The organism is Actibacterium sp., assembly GCF_055134745.1.
In genome coordinates, this window is sequence record NZ_JBSRVX010000050.1 from 17,436 (window position 1) to 39,351 (window position 21,916).

A 21,916-nucleotide genomic window follows, 5' to 3' on the forward strand; every position below is an offset into this window, starting at 1 on the left:
CACCGCAAGCAATGATTCAGATCAAGGCCTGTGGCGGCACCTGTTCACGTCCGGGTGACATAGCTGCCAGGCGCGTCGCACAGCACCTTATAACCCATCTTCGCCGCCCCCATCGGCGGAGGCGGCACCGGATCGCCCGAATGCGCCCCCAGCCATTTGGCAAAGGCGGGCCACCAAGACCCGTCCTGAACCGGCGTTTCATCCATCCAGCGATCTGGCTCCGTGAAGGGGGCACGTTCGTGGCGGGTGGCTATCCGGTAATGGCGATGCGGATGGCCGGGTTCCGAGACGATGCCTGCATTATGCCCGCCATTGGTCAGCACGAAGGTAATATCGGTATCGGCCAGCATATGCAGCTTGTAGACCGAACGCCACGGCGCGACATGGTCCCATTCGGTGCCCACGGCAAAGACAGGGGCGCGTATATCCGACACCGCCACAACCGACCCGCCCACCTTCATCCGCCCCTCGGCAAAATCATTGTTGAGAAAAAGCTGGCGCAGATATTCCGAATGCATACGCGCGGGCATGCGGGTGGGGTCGGCGTTCCATGCCATCAGATCAGTGACAGGGGTTCGCTGCCCCATCAGATATTCGCGCACCATCCTTGACCAGATAAGATCGTTCGAGCGCAACATCTGAAACGCCCCCGCCATCTGGCTGGCGTCGAGATAACCTTGCTCGGCCATCATGTCTTCCAGAAAGGCGACCTGGCTTTCATTGATGAAAAGACGGATCTCGCCGGCCTCGGTGAAATCCGTCTGCGCGGCAAACAACGAAAGCGTTGCCAGCCGGTCATCGCCATCACGGGCCATTGCCGCAGCCGCGATCGACAGCAGCGTGCCGCCCAGACAATAGCCAATTCCATGCACCTGCTTGGCGCCGGTGATCGCGGTGGCCGCATCCATGGCGGCCATGACGCCCAGCCGGTGATAATCTTCAAACCCGGTATCGCGATCCCGGGATGTCGGATTTTTCCACGAGATGGCAAAGACCGTAAAGCCCTGCCCCACCAGCCAGCGGATCAGCGAATTTTCTGTGGACAGATCAAGGATGTAATACTTCATGATCCAGGCCGGAACGATCATGATCGGTTCGGGGCGCACCGCGCCGGTACTCGGTGCGTATTGGATCAGTTCGATCAGCCGGTTGCGATAGATCACCTTGCCGGGTGTCGCCGCGACCTCGTGGCCGATGCGAAAGGCCTCGGCCCCGGCCGGCGGTTCGCCCCGGGCATGACGCGCGACATCCTCCAGCCAGTTCTGCCAGCCGCGTATAAGATTGGCCCCGCCTTCCTGAATGGTGTGCGCCAGAACCTCGGGATTGGTCAGCACCGAATTGCTTGGCGCCATGATGTCCAGCGCCTGACGGGCCATGAATTCGACGATGCGCGCATCCGCCGGGTCAACGCCGCGAACACCGGTCGTGGCATGGTGCCACCATTGCTGGGTCAGCTGGAACGCCTGCGCCGAAACATTGAATGGCCAGCCCGACCAAGCCTCGGCATCAAAACGGTGGTCCTGCGGCAAGGGGTCAATCACCCGGGTACGCGCTTGTGGCGACCATGCGGTTGACCGAAGCCAGGTCTGCAACAGCGCCGATTTTTCCACCGCCTGCGCCATCAGAAACGACTGCTTTTCCGGCGAGGCCAACAGATGCAACCCCCAGTCGATCCACGCCACCGAAATGGCTGCCGGCGACAGACCCCGCGTGACCCGCGCAATGGCGGCATGCAGGCGTCTGTCGACCCCGGTCGTCGGGCTGAAATGGCCCTGTGGCAGTGCGACATGTGCCGCGTCCGATGTGGGTGGTTGGCGTTGTGTTACAGTCATGGGCGGAACCTGAACCTGCGCCGTATCAGCGGTGACTTGGGCGCAGTTCTAAGGCCTTGCCATGGGCGACGCGTTGATCTTGGTCAAGAACCGCATATACCTTGACCGGATCGCCCCTTACAGGCCGCGCCCGATAATCTCTTTCATGATTTCCGAGGTGCCGCCATAGATGCGCTGCACCCGCCCATCGCGCCACATGCGGGCAATCGGGTATTCGTTCATATACCCTGCCCCGCCGTGCAATTGCAGGCTGGCATCCAGAATTTCCCACTGGGTTTCGGTGTGCCACAGCTTGGCCATCGCGCCTTCGGCGGCGGTCAATTCGCCCCGCACATGGCGCAGGATCGCCCAGTCGATATGGGCCCAGCCCACCTGCAGCTTGGCGGCCATATTCGCCAGCACAAAGCGCGAATTCTGAAAATCGACCACCCGCTTGCCAAAGGCCTTGCGATCCTTGGCAAAGGCGATCCCTTCGTCATAGGCGCGTTGGGCGGCAGCCTGCCCGGCCACCGCGATGCCCAGCCGTTCCTGCGGCAACTGCCCCATCAGATAGGCGAAGCCGCGGTTTTCATCGCCCAGGCAATTGGTGACAGGAACCCGCACATCGTCGAAGAACAGCTCTGACGTATCGGCGGCGTGCTGGCCGATCTTGTCCAGGTTCTTGCCGCGCCGAAAACCCTCGCGCGTGCCTTCGACCAGGATCAGGCTGGTGCCCTTGGCGCCTGCCTCGGGGTCGGTTTTTGCCACGACGATCACCAGATCAGCGTGCTGACCATTGGTGATATAGGTCTTGGCGCCATTGATCACATAATGGTCCCCGTCACGCCGCGCCGTGGTCCTGATACCCTGCAGATCCGATCCGGCCCCGGGTTCGGTCATCGCGATAGCCGTGATAACCTCACCCGTTATCATCTTGGGGATCCACATTTTTTTCTGTTCATCAGAGCCATATTTGACCAGATAATCCACCACCACACCCGATTGCAGTGCTGTTCCGGCATGGCAGCCGACATAGGCCATTTCTTCACTGACGATCGCATGATAGCGGTAATCCAGCCCCAGCCCGCCCAGGTCTTCGGGCACTGTCGGGCACAGAAAACCGGCAGCCCCGAATTCCAGCCAATAGTCGCGATCGACAATGCCTTCCTGTTCCCAGCGGGCCAGGTTGGGCAAGACGTTCCGGTCGATGAACTTGCGCACACTGTCACGAAAGATCATGTGATCTTCGTCATAGGCGATCCGACCATTCAGGTTCAGCATTCTGGGCCCCTCCTCGGGCTGTGATAAGGCGGGCTGGATACCGCGCGTCGCAGGCCGCAATCAGTCAGGCTTGCGGCCCAGCACACCGAATACGCCCGCCTCGACCAGGCGGGCATATTCGCGACATTCCTCTTTGGTCACGGGGCCGACATCAGCCACCAGCATCAGAATGGGACGCCCTGAAAACAGATTGGCCGTGGCACCGAACACAAAGGCATAGAAATGCAGCGGATCCACATCGCGGAATTCACCCGAGGCAACCCCCTGCGCCAGCAGTTTGCGATAGAAGGCCACTAGCGGATTCACAAACAGATCCGATACCGGATGCTGATCGGTGGTTCCCGAATTGCGCAGATAATGAAACAGCGCATTCATGAACGGAAACCGGTAATAGGTCTTCATGATACCTGAAATATGCAGCCGCATTTTCGCACTGGCCGAAACCGGCATGTCCAACAGACCATCCAGCGATCCCATTTCCGCCGCCGCGATCCGGGCCAGCAGCGCGAAATAAAGTCCTTCCTTATTGCCAAAGTGATACTTGACCAGCGCCGAATTCACCCCTGCCCGCGCCGCAATTTCCGCAAGCGACACGTCGACCGATTCCTTTTCGATCATCAGATCGCAGACCGACGACAACAGCTTGTCCGCCGTTCCGCCCTCGTCTGTGGCCAGTTTCAGGCCCGTATTCTGTGCCGGTTGCATTTTCACGCCCCTCCTGCCCCCATGCTAGCAGCGCCTGATGACGTCGCAAGAGTTAATTAATCGATTGACTAATTTTTTCCTGTCAAATTAGTGTGGTGTTCGATAAAAGCATATCGCACGGTAAGATATCGAAGGGAGGATGAACATGCGCCGACAGCACCCCGCGAAACGCGTGCACACCAATCCGCCCCGGTTCGCACCCCAACGCGACGCCCCGATTGCTGCATAGCCGGATAAATGCCAGCCACCCCGGCACCCAAACAGGAGAAACAACCATGACAGAAGCCTGGATCATCGACGCCGCACGAACACCGCGCGGCATTGGCAAAGTGGACAAAGGCGCGCTCAGCAATGTTCACCCTCAGCGCATATTGTCGACGGTATTCAAGGCACTGTCGGACCGTAACGGCGTGAATACCGCCGAGATTGACGATGTGATTGCGGGATGCGGATCGCAGCGCGGAAAACAGGGCGCCTGTATCGCGCGCATGGCGGCCCTTGATGCCGAATGGGATGTGCGCGCCCCCGGCGTCACGCTGGACCGGTTCTGCGGCTCGGGGATGACATCTGTCAATTTTGCCGCGACCAGCATCATGGCGGGCATGGACGATCTGATCGTCGCCGGCGGCGTGGAATCGATGTCGCATGTCGCGACGCTGGATAACCCCTTTCCCTTCTTCGACAAGGGCAACAAACACCTGCGCCGGCTGCATCCCCAGATCCATCAGGGTGTCTGCGCCGATGTGATCGCCACGCTGGAAGGTATCACCCGCGAAGAGGCCGACGCCCTCGCCGTCGAAAGCCAGCGCCGCGCCGATGCCGCGATCAAGGCCGGTCATTTCGACAACAGCCTGGTTCCCGTCTATCATGACGACGGAACGCTGGCCCTGGCCACCGAAGAATTCCCGCGCCCCAACACGACGATGGAAAGCCTGGCCGGGCTGAAACCGTCATTTGCAGGCTTCTGGGATCGCCCGATCGACGAGGATGGCAATACCTTCAAGAAGGATATTCAGGGCATCTATCCGGGTCTGGAAATCAACCACATCCATCATGCCGGCAATTCGTCCGGGGTGGTTGACGGGGCGGCGGCGCTGTTGCTGGCCTCGCCAGATTATGCGCGCGCACAGGGCTGGAAGCCCCGCGCCCGCATCCGCGCCATGGCCCATATCGGCGACAGCCCGGAACTGATGCTGAACGCCCCCGGCCCCGCTGCGCAAAAGGTGCTGAAACGCGCGGGCATGACCCTGTCGGATATCGAACTGTTCGAGATCAACGAGGCATTTGCCGTGGTGCCGCTGAAATTCATGCGCGATCTGGATATCGACCCGGCCATCGTCAACGTCAATGGCGGCGCCATGGCGCTTGGGCACCCCATCGGGGCGACCGGCGCGATCATCCTGGGCACCTTGCTGGATGAGATGGAACGCCGCGATCTGACGGTCGGAATGGCCACCATGTGTGCCGCAGGCGGCATGGCGCCCGCAATCATCATCGAGCGTATCTGACGCCCCCGGGCCAGATCGCATCCCGAAAATCGCCCATGACAAATCGGAGAATGAAATGAAAATTGCCGGAGCATGCGCAGTTGTAACAGGCGGCGCATCGGGTCTGGGCGGGGCCACGGCCCGCGCGCTGGCCGCCGCGGGCGCCAAGGTCGCCCTGTTCGACCTGAACACCGAAAAAGGCGAAGCCGTCGCCGCCGATATCGGCGGTGTCTTCTGCCATGTCGATGTAACATCGGATGAAAGCGTTGCCGCGGGTTTTGCCAAGGCACGCGCCGCCCATGGGCAAGAACGGATCCTGATCAACTGCGCGGGCACCGGCAAGTCGATCAAGACCGCCAGCCGGTCGAAGGAAACCGGTGAAATCACCCACTACCCGCTGGCCGAATTCAACCGGATCATCCAGATCAACCTGCTGGGCACCTTTCGCTGCATCGCGATGTCGGCCGCAGGCATGCTGACGCTGGACCCGCTGGAAGATGGCGAACGCGGCGCCATTGTCAACACAGCCTCGGTGGCGGCCATCGACGGACAGATGGGCCAGGCAGGCTATTCGGCGTCGAAGGCCGGGATCGTCGGCATGACCCTGCCCATCGCCCGCGATCTGGCGCGCGACGGCGTGCGGGTGAACACGATCCTGCCCGGCATCTTCGCGACACCGCTGATGCAGAACGCATCGCCAAAGGTGCTTGAGGCCCTGTCGGCCGCCGTGCCGTTCCCCCAGCGTCTGGGCAAGCCGGATGAATTCGCAACGATGGCGCTGGAACTGTGTCGCAACACCTATGTGAATGGCGAACATATCCGCCTGGATGGCGCCATTCGCATGGGAATGCGCTGATTAATACGCAAACGCCCGCAGCGGCCCACGACACCGGGGCGCTGCAAGGCGGTCAATCCCCTATCCGGCGATCTTGCTTGGGCCTTTCCAATACCGGTCGCGCAGCAGTCGCTTGAGAAGCTTGCCATTGTCCTGACGCGGCAGGTTGGCGTCGAAATCGACCGAGCGCGGGCATTTGATCGCAGCAATCTGCGACCGGCAATATTCGATCAGTTCGGCCTCCAGCGCGGGGCCGGCATCTTCCCAGTTTACCGGTTGAACCACGGCCTTCACCTCTTCGCCAAAGTCCGGATTCGGAACCCCCAGCACCGCGACATCGAAGACCTTGGGGTGCATCGTCAGCACATTTTCGGCCTCTTGCGGATAGATATTCACCCCACCCGAAATGATCATGTATGACTTGCGGTCCGTCAGGAACAGATAGCCCCCGTCATTGACGTAACCGACATCGCCCAGCGTCGACCAACCCTTGTCATTGATGGCTTCGCGCGTCTTGTCGGGGTCGTTGTGATACTGGAAGGTCCGCGTATTGGCGAAATAGACATAACCGGTTTCGCCCGGTGCCAGCTCTTCGCCCTCTTCGCCCAGAATCTTCAGCTCGCCCATGATCGGCCGGCCGACCGAACCCTTGTTCTGCATCCATTCATCGGGGTTGATGATCGTCATGCCGTTGCCTTCCGATCCGCCATAATATTCGTACAGAACCGGCCCCCACCATTCCATCATCTGTTCCTTGACCGCGACCGGGCAAGGTGCGGCCGCATGAATGGCCACTTTCATCGACGAAGTGTAATACTTCTCGCGAATATCCTGCGGCAGTTTCAGCATCCTGACGAACATAGTCGGAACCACCTGCGTATGGGTGATCCTGTATTTTTCAACGAATTGCAGGAAATCCTCGGGGTCGAAGCGGCCCACGACCACAATCGTGCCGCCCGCGCGAAAGACCTGAGAGCAATAGCCCAGCGGACCGGCATGATACAGCGGCGCCGGAGACAGATAGACGGTATCGCCATCAAATCCGAAGCGTTTGGAAAATGATTTGGCCAGCGGCAGGATTGAATCGACCTCGGCATTGGCAAAGTCGGTCTTGATCCCCTTGGGCTTGCCGGTCGTGCCTGAAGAATAGAACATATGTTGCCCCGCCACCTGATCGGCGATCGGCGTCTTGGGCTGCGGTTCGATCCGGGTCATCCAGTTGTCGAAGCCTGGCATTGGCGCATCGACTGTCAGGTAATGTTCCACACTCGGTGTCAGGGCCGGCAGGTCAACGGCGATGCGTTTCATCGCGCCTGAACTTATCAGCACACGTGCCCCGCAATCATTTATGATATAGGCCGCCTCTGGCGCGCTCAGATGGGTGCTGACCGGTGTGACATACATCCCCGACCGCATCGCGGCCCAATAGACCACAAGAAAACGCGCGTGGTTTTCCAGAAGCATGGCAACATGGTCACCCGGCTTCAGACCCATTTCGCGCAACAGATGCGCGCCCTGGTTCGACAGATCTTCAAGTTGTTGATAGGTAACGGTTTCTCCCGTCGATGCCATGATATAGGCTGGCCTTTGCGGCGCGGAACTGACTGCGGGAAACGGGGTTTTGAATTGCGACATCGTCTTTCTCCACCATGAATATCTTGCGGCGGCCGGATCCAGCTGGCCGATCTCGTTTTGATGACGGTTATCCGTCGCGCCTGGGCAGGTCTGCGAACAGGGCGGGACGTTTTTCCTTGTTCGCGCGGGCGGCCTCCAGAATCTGTTCGCTGGGCACAATCCCCCCGACCCACAGCGCCACTTGTGTCAGCGTATCTTCGGTGCTGTGATCGCGGCCATAGGTGATCAGATGCTTGGCTGCGTGAACCGCGATCGGGGCCTTCGCCGCGATCTGCCGCGCCAGCTTCATCGCTTCGTCCAATAATTCGGCATGATCGGCATAGACCTGATTGACGAACCCCCGCTGTTGCGCCTCGGCGGCATCCATCTTGCGCCCGCTATAGGCCAGTTCGCGCACAATCCCTTCGGGCAACAGCCGCAACAGGCGCGGGATCGACCCGGTATCGGGCGGCAGGCCCACATTGATTTCAAACACCGAAAAAAACGCGTCCGCCGCTGCCAACCGAATGCAGCAGGCGCTGACCAGATCGACACCACCTCCCAGACAGCCGCCCTGTATTGCCGCAATCACCGGTACGCGACAGTTTTCCAGCGCGGTGAATGTCTGCTGCAACGTTTTGATATCCTCATATCGGGCCAAGCGCGCTGCAAGCGGATCACTGCCGATCCCGGCCGTGCCGAACATGGATGTGTCAATTCCGCTGCTGAAATAGGACCCGGTCGAGGAAATCACGATCACCCGCGCCAATGACTGATCGTCAATCTGGCGAACCACCTGCGGCAGTTCCGCCCAGAACGCTCGCGACATCGCATTTCGCTTTTCGGGGCGGTTCAGCACTATATGCGCCACCCCTTCGTCAATCTCGATAAGAACTGTCGTCGGATTCATGCTTGCCCTCCCCTCGGCGCGCGCGCGTCCCGGCATGGCGTATCATCGCACAACCCGGATGCAAAAATAGATCGCTGACCTATGTATGGGCAAAAAAAGACCGGCCCGAAAGAAGGAATTTTCGGGCCGGCATGGAACTTGGCATTCCCGGTGACACCGGGCGGGCTCAGGTCTTGAAAATCCGATAGATCGCCGGGATCACCAGAACCGTCAGCGCGGTGGACGACGCCAGACCGAACAACAGCGAAATCGCCAGCCCCTGAAAGATCGGGTCGGCCAGGATCACCACCGCACCGATCATGGCGGCAATCGCCGTCAGCAGGATCGGCTTGAACCGGGTAGCCCCTGCTTCGATCAGGATATCGACAGTGACCTTGCCATCGGGATCTGCATGCCGGATGAAATCGACAAGCAGTATCGAATTGCGCACGATTATCCCCGCCAGCGCGATGAACCCGATCATCGAGGTGGCAGAAAACGGCGCCCCCAACAGCCAATGCCCCAACATGATGCCCAGAAAGGTCAGCGGAACCGGCGTCAGGATCACCAGCGGCAGTCGGAAGCTGCCAAACTGCGCGACCACCAGAATATAGATCCCCAGCAACGCCACACCAAAGGCCGCCCCCATGTCGCGGAATGTCACCCATGTGACCTCCCATTCGCCATCCCACAGCAGCACCGATTCTGCATCGTCGATGGGCTGGCCATGCAGGCTGATGCGCGGTTTGGGCAGATCACCCCAATCCATCGCGTCGATCTGTTCCTGCACAGCGATCATACCATACAGCGGGGCCTCGAACGTGCCGGCCAGTTCGGCCGTGACCATCTCGGCCGGGCGGCCATTATGGCGGAAGATCGGGAAACTGGCCGGCTCCTGCTGTAATCGGATGACATCGCCCAATTCGACCACACCGCGCCCGCCCGGCAAGGCATTGGCCGGAACAGGCGTGGACAGCGTGCGTTCATCCATCACCTTGTCGGCCTTGTCACGGGCCAGCACGATCGGGATCGGGGGTCGCCCCTCGCCGCGATGCGAATAGCCGACCGTGGTTTCGCCGTTCAGCAATTGCAGCGTCTGCAGGGCATCGGCTTCCTGCACCCGATAGAAATCCAGATCGCTGGCACTCATCTCGACGCGCAACCGGTCGGGCTGCATCCCGAAACTGTCGTCGATATCCACCACGAAGGGCACAGCGGCAAAAGCCGCGCGCACCTGGGTGGCGACCGCGCGCCGGGTTTCGGCATCGGGACCATAGATTTCGGCCAGCAAGGTGGCGATCACCGGCGGCCCCGGCGGCGGTTCGACCACCTTTATGCTGGCGCCCGGCGGAAGCGTCAGATCGGCCAGCATCCCGCGCAGTTCCAGCGCGATGTCATGGCTGGCGCGCTCGCGCTCGGCCTTATGCGCCAGGTTCAGCTGCACCTCGCCCACTTCGGGCGTCTGCCGCAGAAAATAATGCCGCACCAGCCCGTTGAAATTGAACGGGGCGGCGGTGCCGGAAAAGGTCTGGGCCGAATGCACCTCGGGCAGTTGCATGGCGATGCGGGCGGCATCCTGCGCCACGGCATCGGTGGCCTCGACCGATGTGCCTTCGGGCATGTCGATCACCACGGCCAGTTCCGACTTGTTGTCGAAGGGCAGCAGCTTGACGGTGACATCCTTGGTGTAAAGCGCGCCCAGTGAACCGAAAGACAGAAACACCGTCGCCAGCAGGAATATCCACGAAACCTTCTTGCTGCGCAGGATCGGGCGGGCAATGCGCGCATAGAACCGGCCCAGCGGGCTGAAATGCCTGTGCCCGCCGAATGCATCTTCGTCGCCATGCGCCGACATGTCAGCGCGCCCGGCGACCTTGAGCATCAGCCAGGGCGTGATCGTCACCGCGACAAAGAATGAAAAGATCATCGCCGCCGAGGCATTGGCCGGAATCGGGCTCATATAGGGACCCATCAGCCCTGAGACGAACAGCATCGGCAACAATGCCACCACCACGGTCAGTGTGGCCACGATGGTGGGGTTACCCACCTCTGCCACCGCTGCCACGGCAGCGCGCAGCCGCGATTTGCGCGGATCCAGCGCCCAGTGCCGGGCGATGTTTTCAATCACCACGATGGCGTCATCGACCAGAATACCGATCGAGAAGATCAACGCGAACAGCGACACCCGGTTCAGCGTATAACCCATGATATAGGCGGCAAACAGCGTCAGCAGAATGGTAACAGGGATGACCACAGCCACCACGATGGCCTCGCGCCAACCGATGGCGAACAGCACCAGCGCGACGATCGAGATTGTCGCCAGGCCCAGATGGAACAGCAGTTCATTGGCCTTTTCGGCGGCTGTTTCACCGTAATCGCGTGTCACTTCCACATCGATACTGTCGGGGATCACCCGCCCCTGCATCGCCTCGACCTGATGCAGGATCTGTTCGGCGACCACGACGGCATTCGCCCCGGCCCGCTTGGCCAGCGCCAGCGTCACCGCCGGGCTGCGCTCAATCGCGCCATCATCCGTGCGGTGCAGGCTGGCGACATGATATTCCTCCATGCCCGAGACAAAACTGATCTCGGCCAGATCCCTGACATAGACGGTGCGCCCGTCGCGGGTGGTGACCTCCAGCAGGCCGATCTCTTCGGGGGTTTTCAGCGTCTGCCCCAGAACCAGCCCGATCTGCCCGCCATCCTTGCGGATCAATCCCGCCGGGGCCGACGAATTGGCCCCTTCGACCTTGCCGGCCAGCTGCTGCAACGTCACGCCATAAAGCGCCAGCTTTTCAGGATCGGGCGCGATGCGCAGCGCGTCAGATGTCGCCCCCACCAGATAGGTCAGGCCCACATCCTCGATCCGGGTCAGTTGCACCTCCACCTCGCGGGCGACGCGCGTCAGATCGGCGCTGGTGACGCCTTCCTGCCCTTGGGCGGGCGTAAGGGTCAGCGTGACGATGGCCACGTCATTGATGCCGCGCCCGACCACCAGCGGCTGCGGAATGCCCTTGGGGATGCGGTCCAGATTGGCCAGTATCTTGTCACGCACCCGCAAGATGGCGGTATCGGCCGACAGGCCAACGGTAAAGCGCGCGGTGACCATCGCCTGATCGTCGCGGGTCGAGGAATAGACATGTTCCACTCCGCTGATCCCCTTGACGATGTTTTCCATCGGTTCGGTCACCAGCTTGACGGCATCTTCGGCTCTCAGGCCGGCGGCCTGTATGTGAATATCGACCAGCGGCACGGAAATCTGCGGCTCTTCCTCGCGCGGCAGCGACATCAGCGCGATCAGCCCGACGGCCAGCGATGCCATCAGGAACAGTGGTGTCAGCGGCGATGCGATGAAGGCCTGGGTGATCCGGCCGGCAAGACCCAAAGCCTTGGGATTGTTATCTTCAGTCATGGCTGGTCAGCACCTTGTCGCCTTCGGCAAGTCCCGAAAGAATTTCAACCCATTGTTCACCATCGCGCATATGGGTGTTGCCGGGCACCACCACGCGCTGAACCGGCACGCCAGCCGTTTCAACAGTCACGAAATCCAGCCCTCCGTGGCGCGACAGCGCGCCTTGCGGCACCAGATACGCGGTCGTTTCGCCGATTGGCAGGCGCACCGGCACCCGCAGCCCGATGAAACGATCTTCCAGCCCGGCGACCTCGACATCTGTCAGCACCCTGCCACCGGCGATCTGGGGATAGACCTTGACCAGCTTGCCGCTTTGGGATTGCGCGCCATCCCCGATGCGGATCTCATCCCCCACCGTCAGCGCGGCGGCATAGCGTTCCGGCAGCGCCAGGCGCAAGAACACCCCGCCCCCGGCAATCTGCGCCACGGTTTCGCCCGGCCCGATCACCGATCCGCGCGCAACGGGCACCTGCAAGACGATACCGGCCACCGGCGACAGCACCGCGCCTTCGGCAATCTGCTGCTCGATGCCAAAGCGCTGGGCCTCGGTGCTTTCGATATTGCTTTGCAGAACATCAACGGCGGTTCTCAACTGGTCCAGACGCTGCGCGGTGATGACACCGCGTTGATCCAGTGACTGCCCGCGCTCCAGATCGGTGCGGGCGGTTGCCAACTGGGTGCGCAGCGCCCCCAGTTGCGCGTCGATCGCGTTGATCTGAAAGGCCAGCTTGTCATCCTCGACCCGCGCGATAGGCTGGCCGACCTGCACGCGATCACCCGCGCTGACATCCAGCGCGACCAGCGTGCCGCTGATGCGCGCGCGCGCCGGGATCAGGTCGCGGGGCTCGACCTCTCCGTAAACCGATTTCCAGACCGTCACAGGGGATGGCCGCAGTTCCACAATCTCGGCGGCGGCGCCCTGGGCCGCAAGCAATGTGATCAGGGCGATGGATAGTCGAAGCATGACAGCCTCCTGTGCGCGTTATGTTTTCGCCAGACTAGCGGCTTTCACCGGGTGCCGTGTTGACTTCGGTCAATTCGTCTGGCGATCGGACACTGATATATTCAAACTTGGGAATATGTAAATACCCATGATGAACTTCCCCCATTACCGCCGCGATGTCGCAGCCCCGCAATACAGGTTGCATACAGCCTGACTGACGGTAAACTTCACCAAAATCAAAGGGGCATATACCCCAAGCGGAGGAAAACGATGAAGGGACTAGCCTATCACGGACCGGGCGATATTCGGTATGAATCGCTGCCCGACCCCAAAGCCGTGGACAAGCGCGACGCGCTGATCAAGATCACCAGCTGCAGCATCTGCGGCAGCGATCTGCACATCCTGCACGGCCATATGCCCGCCAGCGAGGAATGTTACAGCGTCGGCCACGAAGCGGTGGGCGAGGTGATGGAAGTGGGCAGCGCCGTGACCACCCTGCGTGCGGGCGACAAGGTGATGATCCCCGGTTCGGTCGGCTGCGGCGCCTGCCGCCCCTGCTATGAAGGGCTGGTGAACAAATGTGAAAACGGCGGCGTGCGGGTTTATGGCATCGGGCGTGGCCTGCCAGGCTGTCAGTCCGAAGCGATCGTGGTGCCTGCCGCCGATTTCAACGCCATCAAGGTGCCCGAAGGCATCACCGAGGACCAGGCCCTGATGCTGACCGACAGCCTGCCCACCGCCCATATCGGCTGTTACAATGCCGATATCGGGCCGGGCAAAAGCGTGGGCATCATCGGGCTGGGGCCAATCGGGCTGAACGCGGTGGAAATCGCGATGGTTATGGGCGCCAGCGTTGTCTATGCGATTGACCTGATCCCCGAACGCCGCGCCGCGGCCGCCAAGCTGGGCGCGATTCCGCTGGACCCGGCCAATGCGGTCGAGGCCGTGCGTGAGGCCACAAAAGGCCGGATGCTGGATTGCACTGTCGAGGTGGTGGGCATCGCCCCCACCACCGATCTGGCGATCGCGCTGGCTGGCCAGCAAAGCACGGTTTCGGTGATCGGCGCGGGCCTGCCGCGTTACGATTTCCCGATGGTCGATGCCTTCCGCAAGGGGCTGACCTTCCGCCCCAGCATCTGTTCGGTGCAGCGTTTCCTGCCCGAACTGACGGAACTGGTGCGCACCGGTCATCTGCACCCCGAACAGCAGATCACCCACCGGATGTCCCTTTCCGAAGGCACCGAGGCCTATCGCATGTTCGACAAGCGCGAAGATGGTGTTCTGAAGGTCGTATTGAAGCCCTGAAATGAAAGCGGCAAGCCATGAATATCAATGGCTTGCCACACATTCCTAATGCGATATCTGAGCCTTATTACGCCCAGGGTGCGGGGCGTTTGTTCAAAAAGGCCTCGATCCCTTCTCGCGCTTCGTCGCCTTCCCAGATATCGGCCAGACGGCTGATGGTTTCGTCGATCATCGCCGCATCAATGCGCGGGCCCAGCAGACGCGCCAGCGCCTTGGCCTCGCCCACTGCCTTGGGGGCAACAACCAGATAGGGCGCAACCTGTGCCTCGATCGCCGCGTCGATCTGATCTGCGGATGCCACATCGGCAACGATACCCAGCGCCTTGGCTTCTGGCGCATCGAAAATACGCGATGACATGAAGATCCGCCGCGCATGGCCTTCGCCGATCCGCGCCATGACATAGGGGCTGATCGTGGCCGGTGTAATGCCCAGCTTGGTTTCGGTCAGGCCGAATTTTGTGCCTTCCAGCGCGATGGCCACGTCGCAGACACAGCACATACCGATGCCACCACCAAAGGCACCCCCATGCACACGCCCGATCAACGGCTTGGGCATCTCGTTCAGGGTGTTCAGCATCATCGCCAGCTTGCGGGCCTCGCGCATCCGCGTGGTGCGGTCGCCCATGATCTGTTCGCGCATCCAGTTCAGATCGCCGCCCGCACAAAAGACTGACCCCTCGCCCGACAGCACAATCGCGCGAATATCGTCGCTGCGGCCCAGCGTCATCGCCATATCCGACAGATCAATCAGCATCTGCGGCGACAGCGCGTTGCGCTTGTCGGCCCGGTTCAGCCCGACATAGGCCACCCCGCGCGCGTCGATATTTACGGTCAGGGTTTCAAAGCTGGTCATTCGGTTGTCCTTAATGATTTCGCAAATTCGGCTGCGCGTGCCAGACGCACGGGATCAATTCCGGTGTCATATCCAGCCGCTGCCAGCATTGCCACCACAGCCTCGGTCGCGACATTGCCCTTGGCGCCCGGCGCATAGGGGCAGCCGCCCAGACCGCCCGCCGCCGCATCGAACACTCGCAATCCGCGATCCAGACTGACGCGGATATTGTCCAGCGCGCGGCCCTTGGTATCGTGGTAATGTCCGGCCAGCTTATCGGCCGGAACCACCGCCAGAACCGCATCCAGCATCGCGCCGATGGTTTCGGGCGTGCCATGGCCGATCGTATCGCCCAGGCTGATCTCATAGCAGCCCATCGCCAGCAGTTTGCCCGCCACATCGGCCACCTGCGCCGGGGCCACCGGCCCATCATAGGGGCAGTCGGTCACGCAAGATACATAGCCGCGCACCGGCGTGCCGCTGGCCTGCGCCGCCGCCAGCACGGGGGCAAAACGTTCCAGGCTTTCCTGGATCGAACAGTTGATGTTCTTCTGGCTGAATCCTTCAGAGGCCGCGCCGAAAATCGCTACCTCGTCGGCGCGCGCGGCCAGCGCGGATTCAAACCCGCGCAGGTTGGGCGTCAGCGCGGCATAGGACACGCCTGTGCGGCGGGTGATGCCCGCCAGCACATCGGCGGCATCGGCCATTTGCGGCACCCATTTGGGGCTGACGAAACTGGTCACCTCGATCCGGCTGAACCCGCAATCCGACAGCATATCGACCAGCGCGATCTTGTCGGCGGTCGATATCAGCGCCTTTTCGTTCTGCAACCCGTCGCGCGGACCCATTTCGAAGATGGTGACATGGTCAGGCATCGGCGATCTCCAGCTTCAGCAGGATCGTGCCATCGGTCACCTGATCGCCCTTGGCCACCAGAACCTCGGCCACCACGCCGTCGCGCGGGGCCGACAGCGTGTGTTCCATCTTCATCGCCTCAAGCACCAACAGCGCATCGCCGCGGGTCACGGCCTGCCCCGCCTTGGCATGAACCAGCGTCACCTGCCCCGGCATCGGCGCCGACACGCTGTCACCGCCCGCACCGCCGTCATCGCCACTGTTCAGATCGTCGGGGATGTCAAAACCGAAGGTCAGACCGCCCGCGAAAACGGTGACACGCTGCCCGGTGATTACAAGGTCGGCGCGGCTGGTGTGGTCGCCCAGGGTCAGTTCAACCGCCGTGCCATCCAGCGCCTTGATGCGCAGATCCAGCGGCGCATCGCCACCGGTGACATGAAAGACGCCCTGCCCCAGATCCTGCACCTGACGGTCCAGCCGATGCTCGCCCTGATCCAGTCGCGCATGATGGGTGGCCTGCGACCAGTGCCGCCAGCCATTGCGCGCATCCCAGGGGTCATTGCCCGCCGGTTTGTCCAACAGGCCCAGCGCGCCGATACCCGCCAGCGCGATCACCGCTTCGGGCGTTGCGGGGCTGGCGATCAGATCGTCCAGATCGCGCCCGATCAGGCCGGTATCGACCTCGCCCCGGCCAAAACCGTCATGCCGGGCCAGCGCGCCCAGAAATTCCAGGTTGGTGACGGAGCCGGCCACATGGGTGCCCGCCAGTGCCGCATCCAGCATGTTCAGTGCTGCGGCCCGGTCGGGGCCATGCACGATCACCTTGGCGATCATCGGGTCATAGAACGGGCTGATCACATCACCCTGCCGCACACCGCTGTCGATGCGCAAAGCACCGCGCCCGAATTCCGCGCCCTGCGGGAACGTCAGATGATCCAGCGTGCCCGTGGCGGGCAAAAAACCCTTGGGCACATCTTCGGCGTAAACGCGGGCCTCGAACGCCCAGCCGTTGATTTTCAGATCGTCCTGTTTGAACGGCAGGGGTTCGCCCGCCGCCACACGCAACTGCAATTCGACGAAATCCAGCCCCGTTATCGCCTCGGAGACCGGATGTTCCACCTGCAGACGGGTGTTCATTTCCATGAACCAGAACCGATCCGCCCGCAGCCCGTCGGACCCGTCCACAATGAATTCGATCGTGCCGGCGCCTTGATAACCGATAGCCTTGGCCGCCTCGACCGCCGCGCGGCCCATGGCGGCGCGCATTTCGTCCGACATGCCCGGCGCGGGGGCTTCCTCGATCACCTTTTGATGGCGGCGCTGCAAGGAACAGTCGCGTTCAAACAGCGATACCGCATTGCCATGGCTGTCGCCGAATACCTGAATTTCGATATGGCGCGGCTTGGTGATGTATTTTTCGATCAAACAGGCCGGATCGCCAAAGCTGGACTGGCCTTCGCGCTGCGCGCCTTCCAGTGCCGATTTGAAATCCTTGGGGTCTTCGACCAGCCGCATGCCTTTGCCGCCGCCGCCCGCACGCGCCTTGATCAGCACGGGGTATCCGATGGCGTCGGCCTCTCCGGCCAGAAAATCGGGATTCTGGTTGTCGCCGTGATAGCCGGGCACGACCGGCACGCCGGCCTTTTCCATCAAGGCCTTGGCCGCGTCTTTCAGCCCCATGGCACGGATCGCGCCAGAAGTCGGGCCTATAAAGACCAGCCCGGCCGCCACGACCGCATCCACGAAACCGGGATTTTCCGACAGAAAGCCATAACCGGGATGGATCGCCTGCGCGCCGGTCGCCTTGGCCGCCGCGATGATGACATCGCCCCTCAGATAGCTTTCGGCCACCGGGGCCGGGCCAATATGCACGGCCTCATCGGCCAGGGCCACATGTTTGGACAGCGCATCGGCATCGGAATAAACCGCCACCGTCTGAATCCCCAGACGACGGGCCGTCGCGATGACGCGGCAGGCGATTTCGCCGCGATTGGCGATCAGAATTTTCTTGAACATAGTCAGCCCCCTTACATCCGGAACACGCCAAAGCGTGTCTCTTCCACCGGCGCGTTCAGTGCCGCCGACAGGCTGAGCGCCAGCACCTGACGTGTCTTGCGCGGATCGACAATGCCATCGTCCCACAACCGGGCCGAGGCATAGAGCGGATGCGACTGTTCCTCGAACATCTTGATGGTCGGGGCCTTGAATTCGGCTTCGGCCTCGGCGCTCCAGCTTTGGCCTGCGCGTTCGATCGTGGCGCGGCGCACCGTGGCCAGAACGCCCGCCGCCTGTTCGCCGCCCATGACCGAAATCCGGCTGTTGGGCCATGTCCACAGGAAACGTGGCGAAAACGCCCGACCGCACATCCCGTAATTGCCCGCGCCAAACGACCCGCCCACCAGCATGGTGATCTTGGGCACCGATGTGGTGGATACGGCTGTCACCAGCTTGGCGCCATCCTTGGCAATCCCGCCGGATTCGTATTTCTGCCCGACCATGAACCCCGTGATGTTCTGCAGGAACACCAGCGGGATCTTGCGCTGTGAACACAATTCTACGAAATGCGCGCCCTTCACGGCGGATTCCGAAAACAGCACGCCGTTATTGGCGATGATGCCCACCGGCATTCCCATGATATGGGCAAAACCACAGACCAGCGTGGTGCCATAGCGCGCCTTGAATTCATCAAACCGCGACCCGTCCACGGTTCGTGCGATCACTTCGCGAATGTCATAGGGGGTTTTCAGGTCGGCGGGCACAACGCCCAGAATTTCATCCGGGTCATAAAGCGGTTCTTCGACCGGTTGCAGGTCCAGGTAATTCGTCTTGGGCCGGTTCAGATTGGCCACCGCCTGACGGGCCAGTGCCAGCGCATGCGCGTCATTGTCGGCCAGATAATCGGCCACACCCGACAGGCGCGTATGCACATCACCGCCGCCCAGATCTTCGGCCGTCACCACCTCGCCCGTGGCGGCCTTGACCAGTGGCGGGCCAGCCAGAAAGATCGTGCCCTGGTCACGCACGATGATGGTGACATCCGACATCGCAGGCACATAGGCGCCCCCGGCGGTGCACGACCCCATCACCACGGCGATCTGCGGAATGCCCTTGGCCGACATATTGGCCTGATTGAAAAAGATGCGCCCGAAATGGTCGCGGTCGGGAAAAACCTCATCCTGATTGGGCAGGTTGGCGCCGCCGCTATCCACCAGATAGACGCAGGGCAGCCCGTTCTGTTCGGCGATTTCCTGCGCGCGCAGGTGCTTCTTGACCGTCACCGGATAATAGGTGCCGCCTTTGACAGTGGCATCATTGCACACAATCATCACTTCGCGCCCGGCAACCCGGCCCACCCCGGCAATGGCACCGGCCGCCGGCACCTGATTGCCATACAGACCATGGGCCGCGAACATGCCCACCTCTAGAAACGGCGAACCGGGATCAAGCAGCCGCTCGACCCGTTCCCGCGGCAGGATCTTGCCACGCGATAAATGGCGGTCGCGCGATTTCTGATCGCCACCGGTCAGTGACGCCTGGGCGGCCTCTTGCACCGGGGCCATCGCCGCCAGATGCGCCTTCACATTGGCGGCAAAGGCATCGGACCGGGGGGAAATCTGGGATTTCAGAACGGCCATTACTGCATCGCCCCCATCAATTCGCGCCCAATCAACATACGGCGGATTTCCGATGTGCCTGCGCCGATCTCCATCAGCTTGGCATCGCGGAACAGACGGCTGACGGGGGTTTCATTCATGAACCCTGCCCCACCCATGGCCTGCACCGCCTGATGCGCCACAACCATGGCTTCCTCGGAGGCATACAATACACAGGCCGCCGCATCCTGCCGCGTGACCTGACCCCGGTCACAAGACCGCGCGACCTCATAGGTATAGGCGCGGGCCGAATTCATCTTGGTATACATATCGGCGATCTTGCCCTGCATCAGCTGAAAGCTTCCGATCGGCTGGCCGAACTGTTTGCGCTCGGCTATATAGGGCATGATTTCGTCCAGACAGGCGGCCATGATGCCGGTGCCGATGCCAGACAGCACGACCCGTTCGTAATCCAGCCCCGACATCAGCACGCGCACGCCTTTGCCTTCCTGGCCCAGAACGTTTTCGAACGGCACTTCGACATCTTCAAAGATCAGCTCGGCCGTGTTCGATCCGCGCATGCCCAGCTTGTCGAAATGCGGCGATGTGCTGAAACCCTTCATGGTTTTTTCCACGATGAAGGCAGTGATCCCTTTCGATCCGGCTTCAGGGTCGGTCTTGGCATAGACGACCAGCGTATCGGCATCCGGCCCGTTGGTGATCCAGAACTTGGTGCCGTTCAGCTTGTAATAACCATTCTTCTTTTCCGCCCGCAGCTTCATACCGACGACATCCGAACCGGCACCCGCCTCGGACATGGCCAGCGCGCCGACATGTTCGCCGCTGATCAGCTTGGGCAGATATTTCGCCTTCTGCTCGGGCGTTGCGTTCAGCTTGATCTGGTTCACGCACAGGTTGGAATGCGCCCCATACGACAGCGCGATCGAGGCCGAGGCCCGCGCCATTTCTTCCACCGCAATCGTATGCGCAAGATAGCTCATGCCCGCGCCGCCATCTTCTTCGGGCACAGTAATGCCCAGCAGGCCCAGATCCCCCATTTCGCGCCACAGTTCTGCAGGAAATTCATTCTTGGCGTCGGTTTCAGCGGCAAGCGGTTTCACCCGTTCCTGCGCCCAGCGATGCACCATGTCGCGCAGCGCGTTCACGTCTTCGCCCAGATCGAATTTCATACTCGCATTGAACATCGTCCGCTCCTTGAAATGCAGCACGCCGGCATTGACCATACCGGCACTGCTTGTGCCACAGGCAACCGCCCAGCCCCTTCGAAAAAGAACGAAACAGGCTGGTTTGCCGCCCTTTTCTGGGGTCAGTTATCCCCATCTGCGTGACGGGGAACAAGTCGATTCCGACAATAATGCCAGGTTTGATGAAATTTTCTTGCGCGCGAAAATGATGGGCGGTCATCACGCCCCCTCAAAGCCGAGCATCAGGTCGGCGCCCCGAAATCACCGGGGCGCCAAACGAGGTCAGGCGATGGTTCCACCATCCACGGGCAAGGCAACGCCAGTCACAAACGACGCCGCGTCCGATGACAGCCACAGCGCGGCGGCGGCGATTTCCTCGGGTCGGCCCACGCGGCCCAAAGGCACAGCATTGCGGGTGCGCTGCAGCGCCTGCTTGGCCAGTTCGGGATCGGCATCGGGGTCCATGAACTGCGGCAGCATCGGCGTTTCCACCGGGCCGGGGCAAACCACATTGACGCGAATGCCTTCAGGCGCATACCGGCTGGACAAGGACCGCCCCATGCCGATCACCGCGAATTTCGCCGCCGAATAGATCGGGCTGACCGATGCGCCTTTCAGACCGGCGATCGACGCCGTGAACAGTATTGATCCTTTGGTCTTGCGCAGGTGCGGGATGGCGGCACTTGTCATCACCAGACCGGTGCGCACGTTCAGGTTCATCGTGCGCTCATAGGCATCCAGATCCAGATCTTCGATCTCGCGCTTGCCCGGCAGGCCGGCATGGGCCCACAGCACGTCAAGCCCACCCATGATTTCGGCCGATTTGTTCACCACATCGCGACAGACATCGGTATCCAGCAGATCGGCGGTGATCGTTTCAACCTTGCCGCCCGCGGCGCGCACATCCTTGGCCAGCGAGGCCAGACCATCGCCGTCGCGGTCAACGGCGACGACAAAAGCACCCTCTTTGGCGAACAGCTCTACCCCGGCGCGCCCCATGCCCGAGGCGGCGGCGGTGATGATGACACGCTTGTCCTTCAGTTGCATTCTCTCTCCCTTTCCTGTCAGAAAATCACGCTGCGGCCCGGCACCGGGCAACAGTCGCATTCAGATACTTTTGGCTAATGATGCGGGGCCCTGCATTGCGGC

Annotated in this window: 16 protein-coding genes; 3 read left to right on the forward strand and 13 right to left on the reverse strand. The window is 61.5% G+C overall.

Annotated elements, in window-relative coordinates:
* Positions 1-44: 44 nt before the first annotated feature.
* The 3 genes from ACTCHC_RS10415 to ACTCHC_RS10425 form a co-directional block, all read right to left on the reverse strand.
* Complete coding sequence (locus ACTCHC_RS10415) at positions 45-1,832, reverse strand: PHA/PHB synthase family protein (RefSeq protein ID WP_463022426.1); 1,788 nt, start codon at positions 1,830-1,832, stop codon at positions 45-47.
* A 117-nt stretch (positions 1,833-1,949) separates the two neighbouring features.
* A complete protein-coding gene (locus tag ACTCHC_RS10420) occupies positions 1,950-3,092 on the reverse strand; it encodes an acyl-CoA dehydrogenase family protein (protein ID WP_463022427.1) in 1,143 nt (380 codons plus the stop codon).
* A gap of 60 nt (positions 3,093-3,152) precedes the next feature.
* A complete protein-coding gene (locus ACTCHC_RS10425) occupies positions 3,153-3,797 on the reverse strand; it encodes a TetR family transcriptional regulator (RefSeq protein WP_463022428.1) in 645 nt (214 codons plus the stop codon).
* A 275-nt stretch (positions 3,798-4,072) separates the two neighbouring features.
* On the opposite strand from ACTCHC_RS10425, the gene ACTCHC_RS10430 reads away from it, so the two are divergent.
* Positions 4,073-5,305: an acetyl-CoA C-acetyltransferase gene (locus tag ACTCHC_RS10430; protein WP_463022429.1), complete on the forward strand. Its 1,233-nt coding sequence runs from the start codon at positions 4,073-4,075 to the stop codon at positions 5,303-5,305.
* Between the two features lie 55 nt (positions 5,306-5,360).
* Positions 5,361-6,140 (forward strand): SDR family NAD(P)-dependent oxidoreductase, encoded by a 780-nt coding sequence (locus ACTCHC_RS10435; RefSeq protein WP_463022430.1) that lies wholly within the window; start codon positions 5,361-5,363, stop codon positions 6,138-6,140.
* Positions 6,141-6,200: 60 nt separating this feature from the next.
* Here the strand turns inward: ACTCHC_RS10435 and ACTCHC_RS10440 are convergent, their stop codons facing one another.
* From ACTCHC_RS10440 to ACTCHC_RS10455, 4 genes are all read right to left on the reverse strand, one after another.
* Entirely contained in the window at positions 6,201-7,754 is a 1,554-nt protein-coding gene (locus ACTCHC_RS10440; RefSeq protein ID WP_463022431.1) for an acyl-CoA synthetase, read from the reverse strand.
* A gap of 67 nt (positions 7,755-7,821) precedes the next feature.
* Entirely contained in the window at positions 7,822-8,643 is an 822-nt protein-coding gene (locus ACTCHC_RS10445) for an enoyl-CoA hydratase-related protein (RefSeq protein ID WP_463022432.1), read from the reverse strand.
* A 166-nt stretch (positions 8,644-8,809) separates the two neighbouring features.
* A complete protein-coding gene (locus tag ACTCHC_RS10450) occupies positions 8,810-12,034 on the reverse strand; it encodes an efflux RND transporter permease subunit (protein ID WP_463022433.1) in 3,225 nt (1,074 codons plus the stop codon).
* Entirely contained in the window at positions 12,027-12,998 is a 972-nt protein-coding gene (locus ACTCHC_RS10455; RefSeq protein ID WP_463022434.1) for an efflux RND transporter periplasmic adaptor subunit, read from the reverse strand. Before ACTCHC_RS10455 ends, ACTCHC_RS10450 begins: the two co-directional genes overlap by 8 nt.
* Positions 12,999-13,247: 249 nt before the next feature.
* On the opposite strand from ACTCHC_RS10455, the gene ACTCHC_RS10460 reads away from it, so the two are divergent.
* The gene (locus ACTCHC_RS10460) at positions 13,248-14,282 is read left to right on the forward strand and encodes an alcohol dehydrogenase catalytic domain-containing protein (protein WP_463022435.1); all 1,035 of its coding nucleotides are present in this window, start codon (positions 13,248-13,250) and stop codon (positions 14,280-14,282) included.
* 67 nt (positions 14,283-14,349) lie between these two features.
* Here the strand turns inward: ACTCHC_RS10460 and ACTCHC_RS10465 are convergent, their stop codons facing one another.
* The 6 genes from ACTCHC_RS10465 to ACTCHC_RS10490 all read right to left on the reverse strand — a co-directional run bounded on the left by ACTCHC_RS10465 (position 14,350) and on the right by ACTCHC_RS10490 (position 21,814).
* Positions 14,350-15,135, reverse strand: coding sequence for a crotonase/enoyl-CoA hydratase family protein (locus tag ACTCHC_RS10465; protein ID WP_463022436.1), 786 nt, complete (start codon positions 15,133-15,135; stop codon positions 14,350-14,352).
* Positions 15,132-15,989, reverse strand: a complete 858-nt coding sequence (locus ACTCHC_RS10470) for a hydroxymethylglutaryl-CoA lyase (protein ID WP_463022437.1) — start codon at positions 15,987-15,989, stop codon at positions 15,132-15,134. Before ACTCHC_RS10470 ends, ACTCHC_RS10465 begins: the two co-directional genes overlap by 4 nt.
* The gene (locus ACTCHC_RS10475; RefSeq protein ID WP_463022438.1) at positions 15,982-17,985 is read right to left on the reverse strand and encodes an acetyl/propionyl/methylcrotonyl-CoA carboxylase subunit alpha; all 2,004 of its coding nucleotides are present in this window, start codon (positions 17,983-17,985) and stop codon (positions 15,982-15,984) included. Before ACTCHC_RS10475 ends, ACTCHC_RS10470 begins: the two co-directional genes overlap by 8 nt.
* 11 nt (positions 17,986-17,996) lie before the next feature.
* A complete protein-coding gene (locus ACTCHC_RS10480; protein WP_463022439.1) occupies positions 17,997-19,604 on the reverse strand; it encodes a carboxyl transferase domain-containing protein in 1,608 nt (535 codons plus the stop codon).
* Positions 19,604-20,767 carry an isovaleryl-CoA dehydrogenase gene (locus ACTCHC_RS10485; RefSeq protein WP_463022440.1) on the reverse strand — a complete coding sequence of 388 codons (1,164 nt, stop codon included), beginning with the start codon at positions 20,765-20,767 and terminating at the stop codon, positions 19,604-19,606. The genes ACTCHC_RS10480 and ACTCHC_RS10485 overlap by 1 nt, the downstream gene beginning before the upstream one ends.
* A gap of 282 nt (positions 20,768-21,049) precedes the next feature.
* Positions 21,050-21,814, reverse strand: coding sequence for an SDR family NAD(P)-dependent oxidoreductase (locus ACTCHC_RS10490; RefSeq protein ID WP_463022441.1), 765 nt, complete (start codon positions 21,812-21,814; stop codon positions 21,050-21,052).
* Positions 21,815-21,916 lie beyond the last annotated feature (102 nt).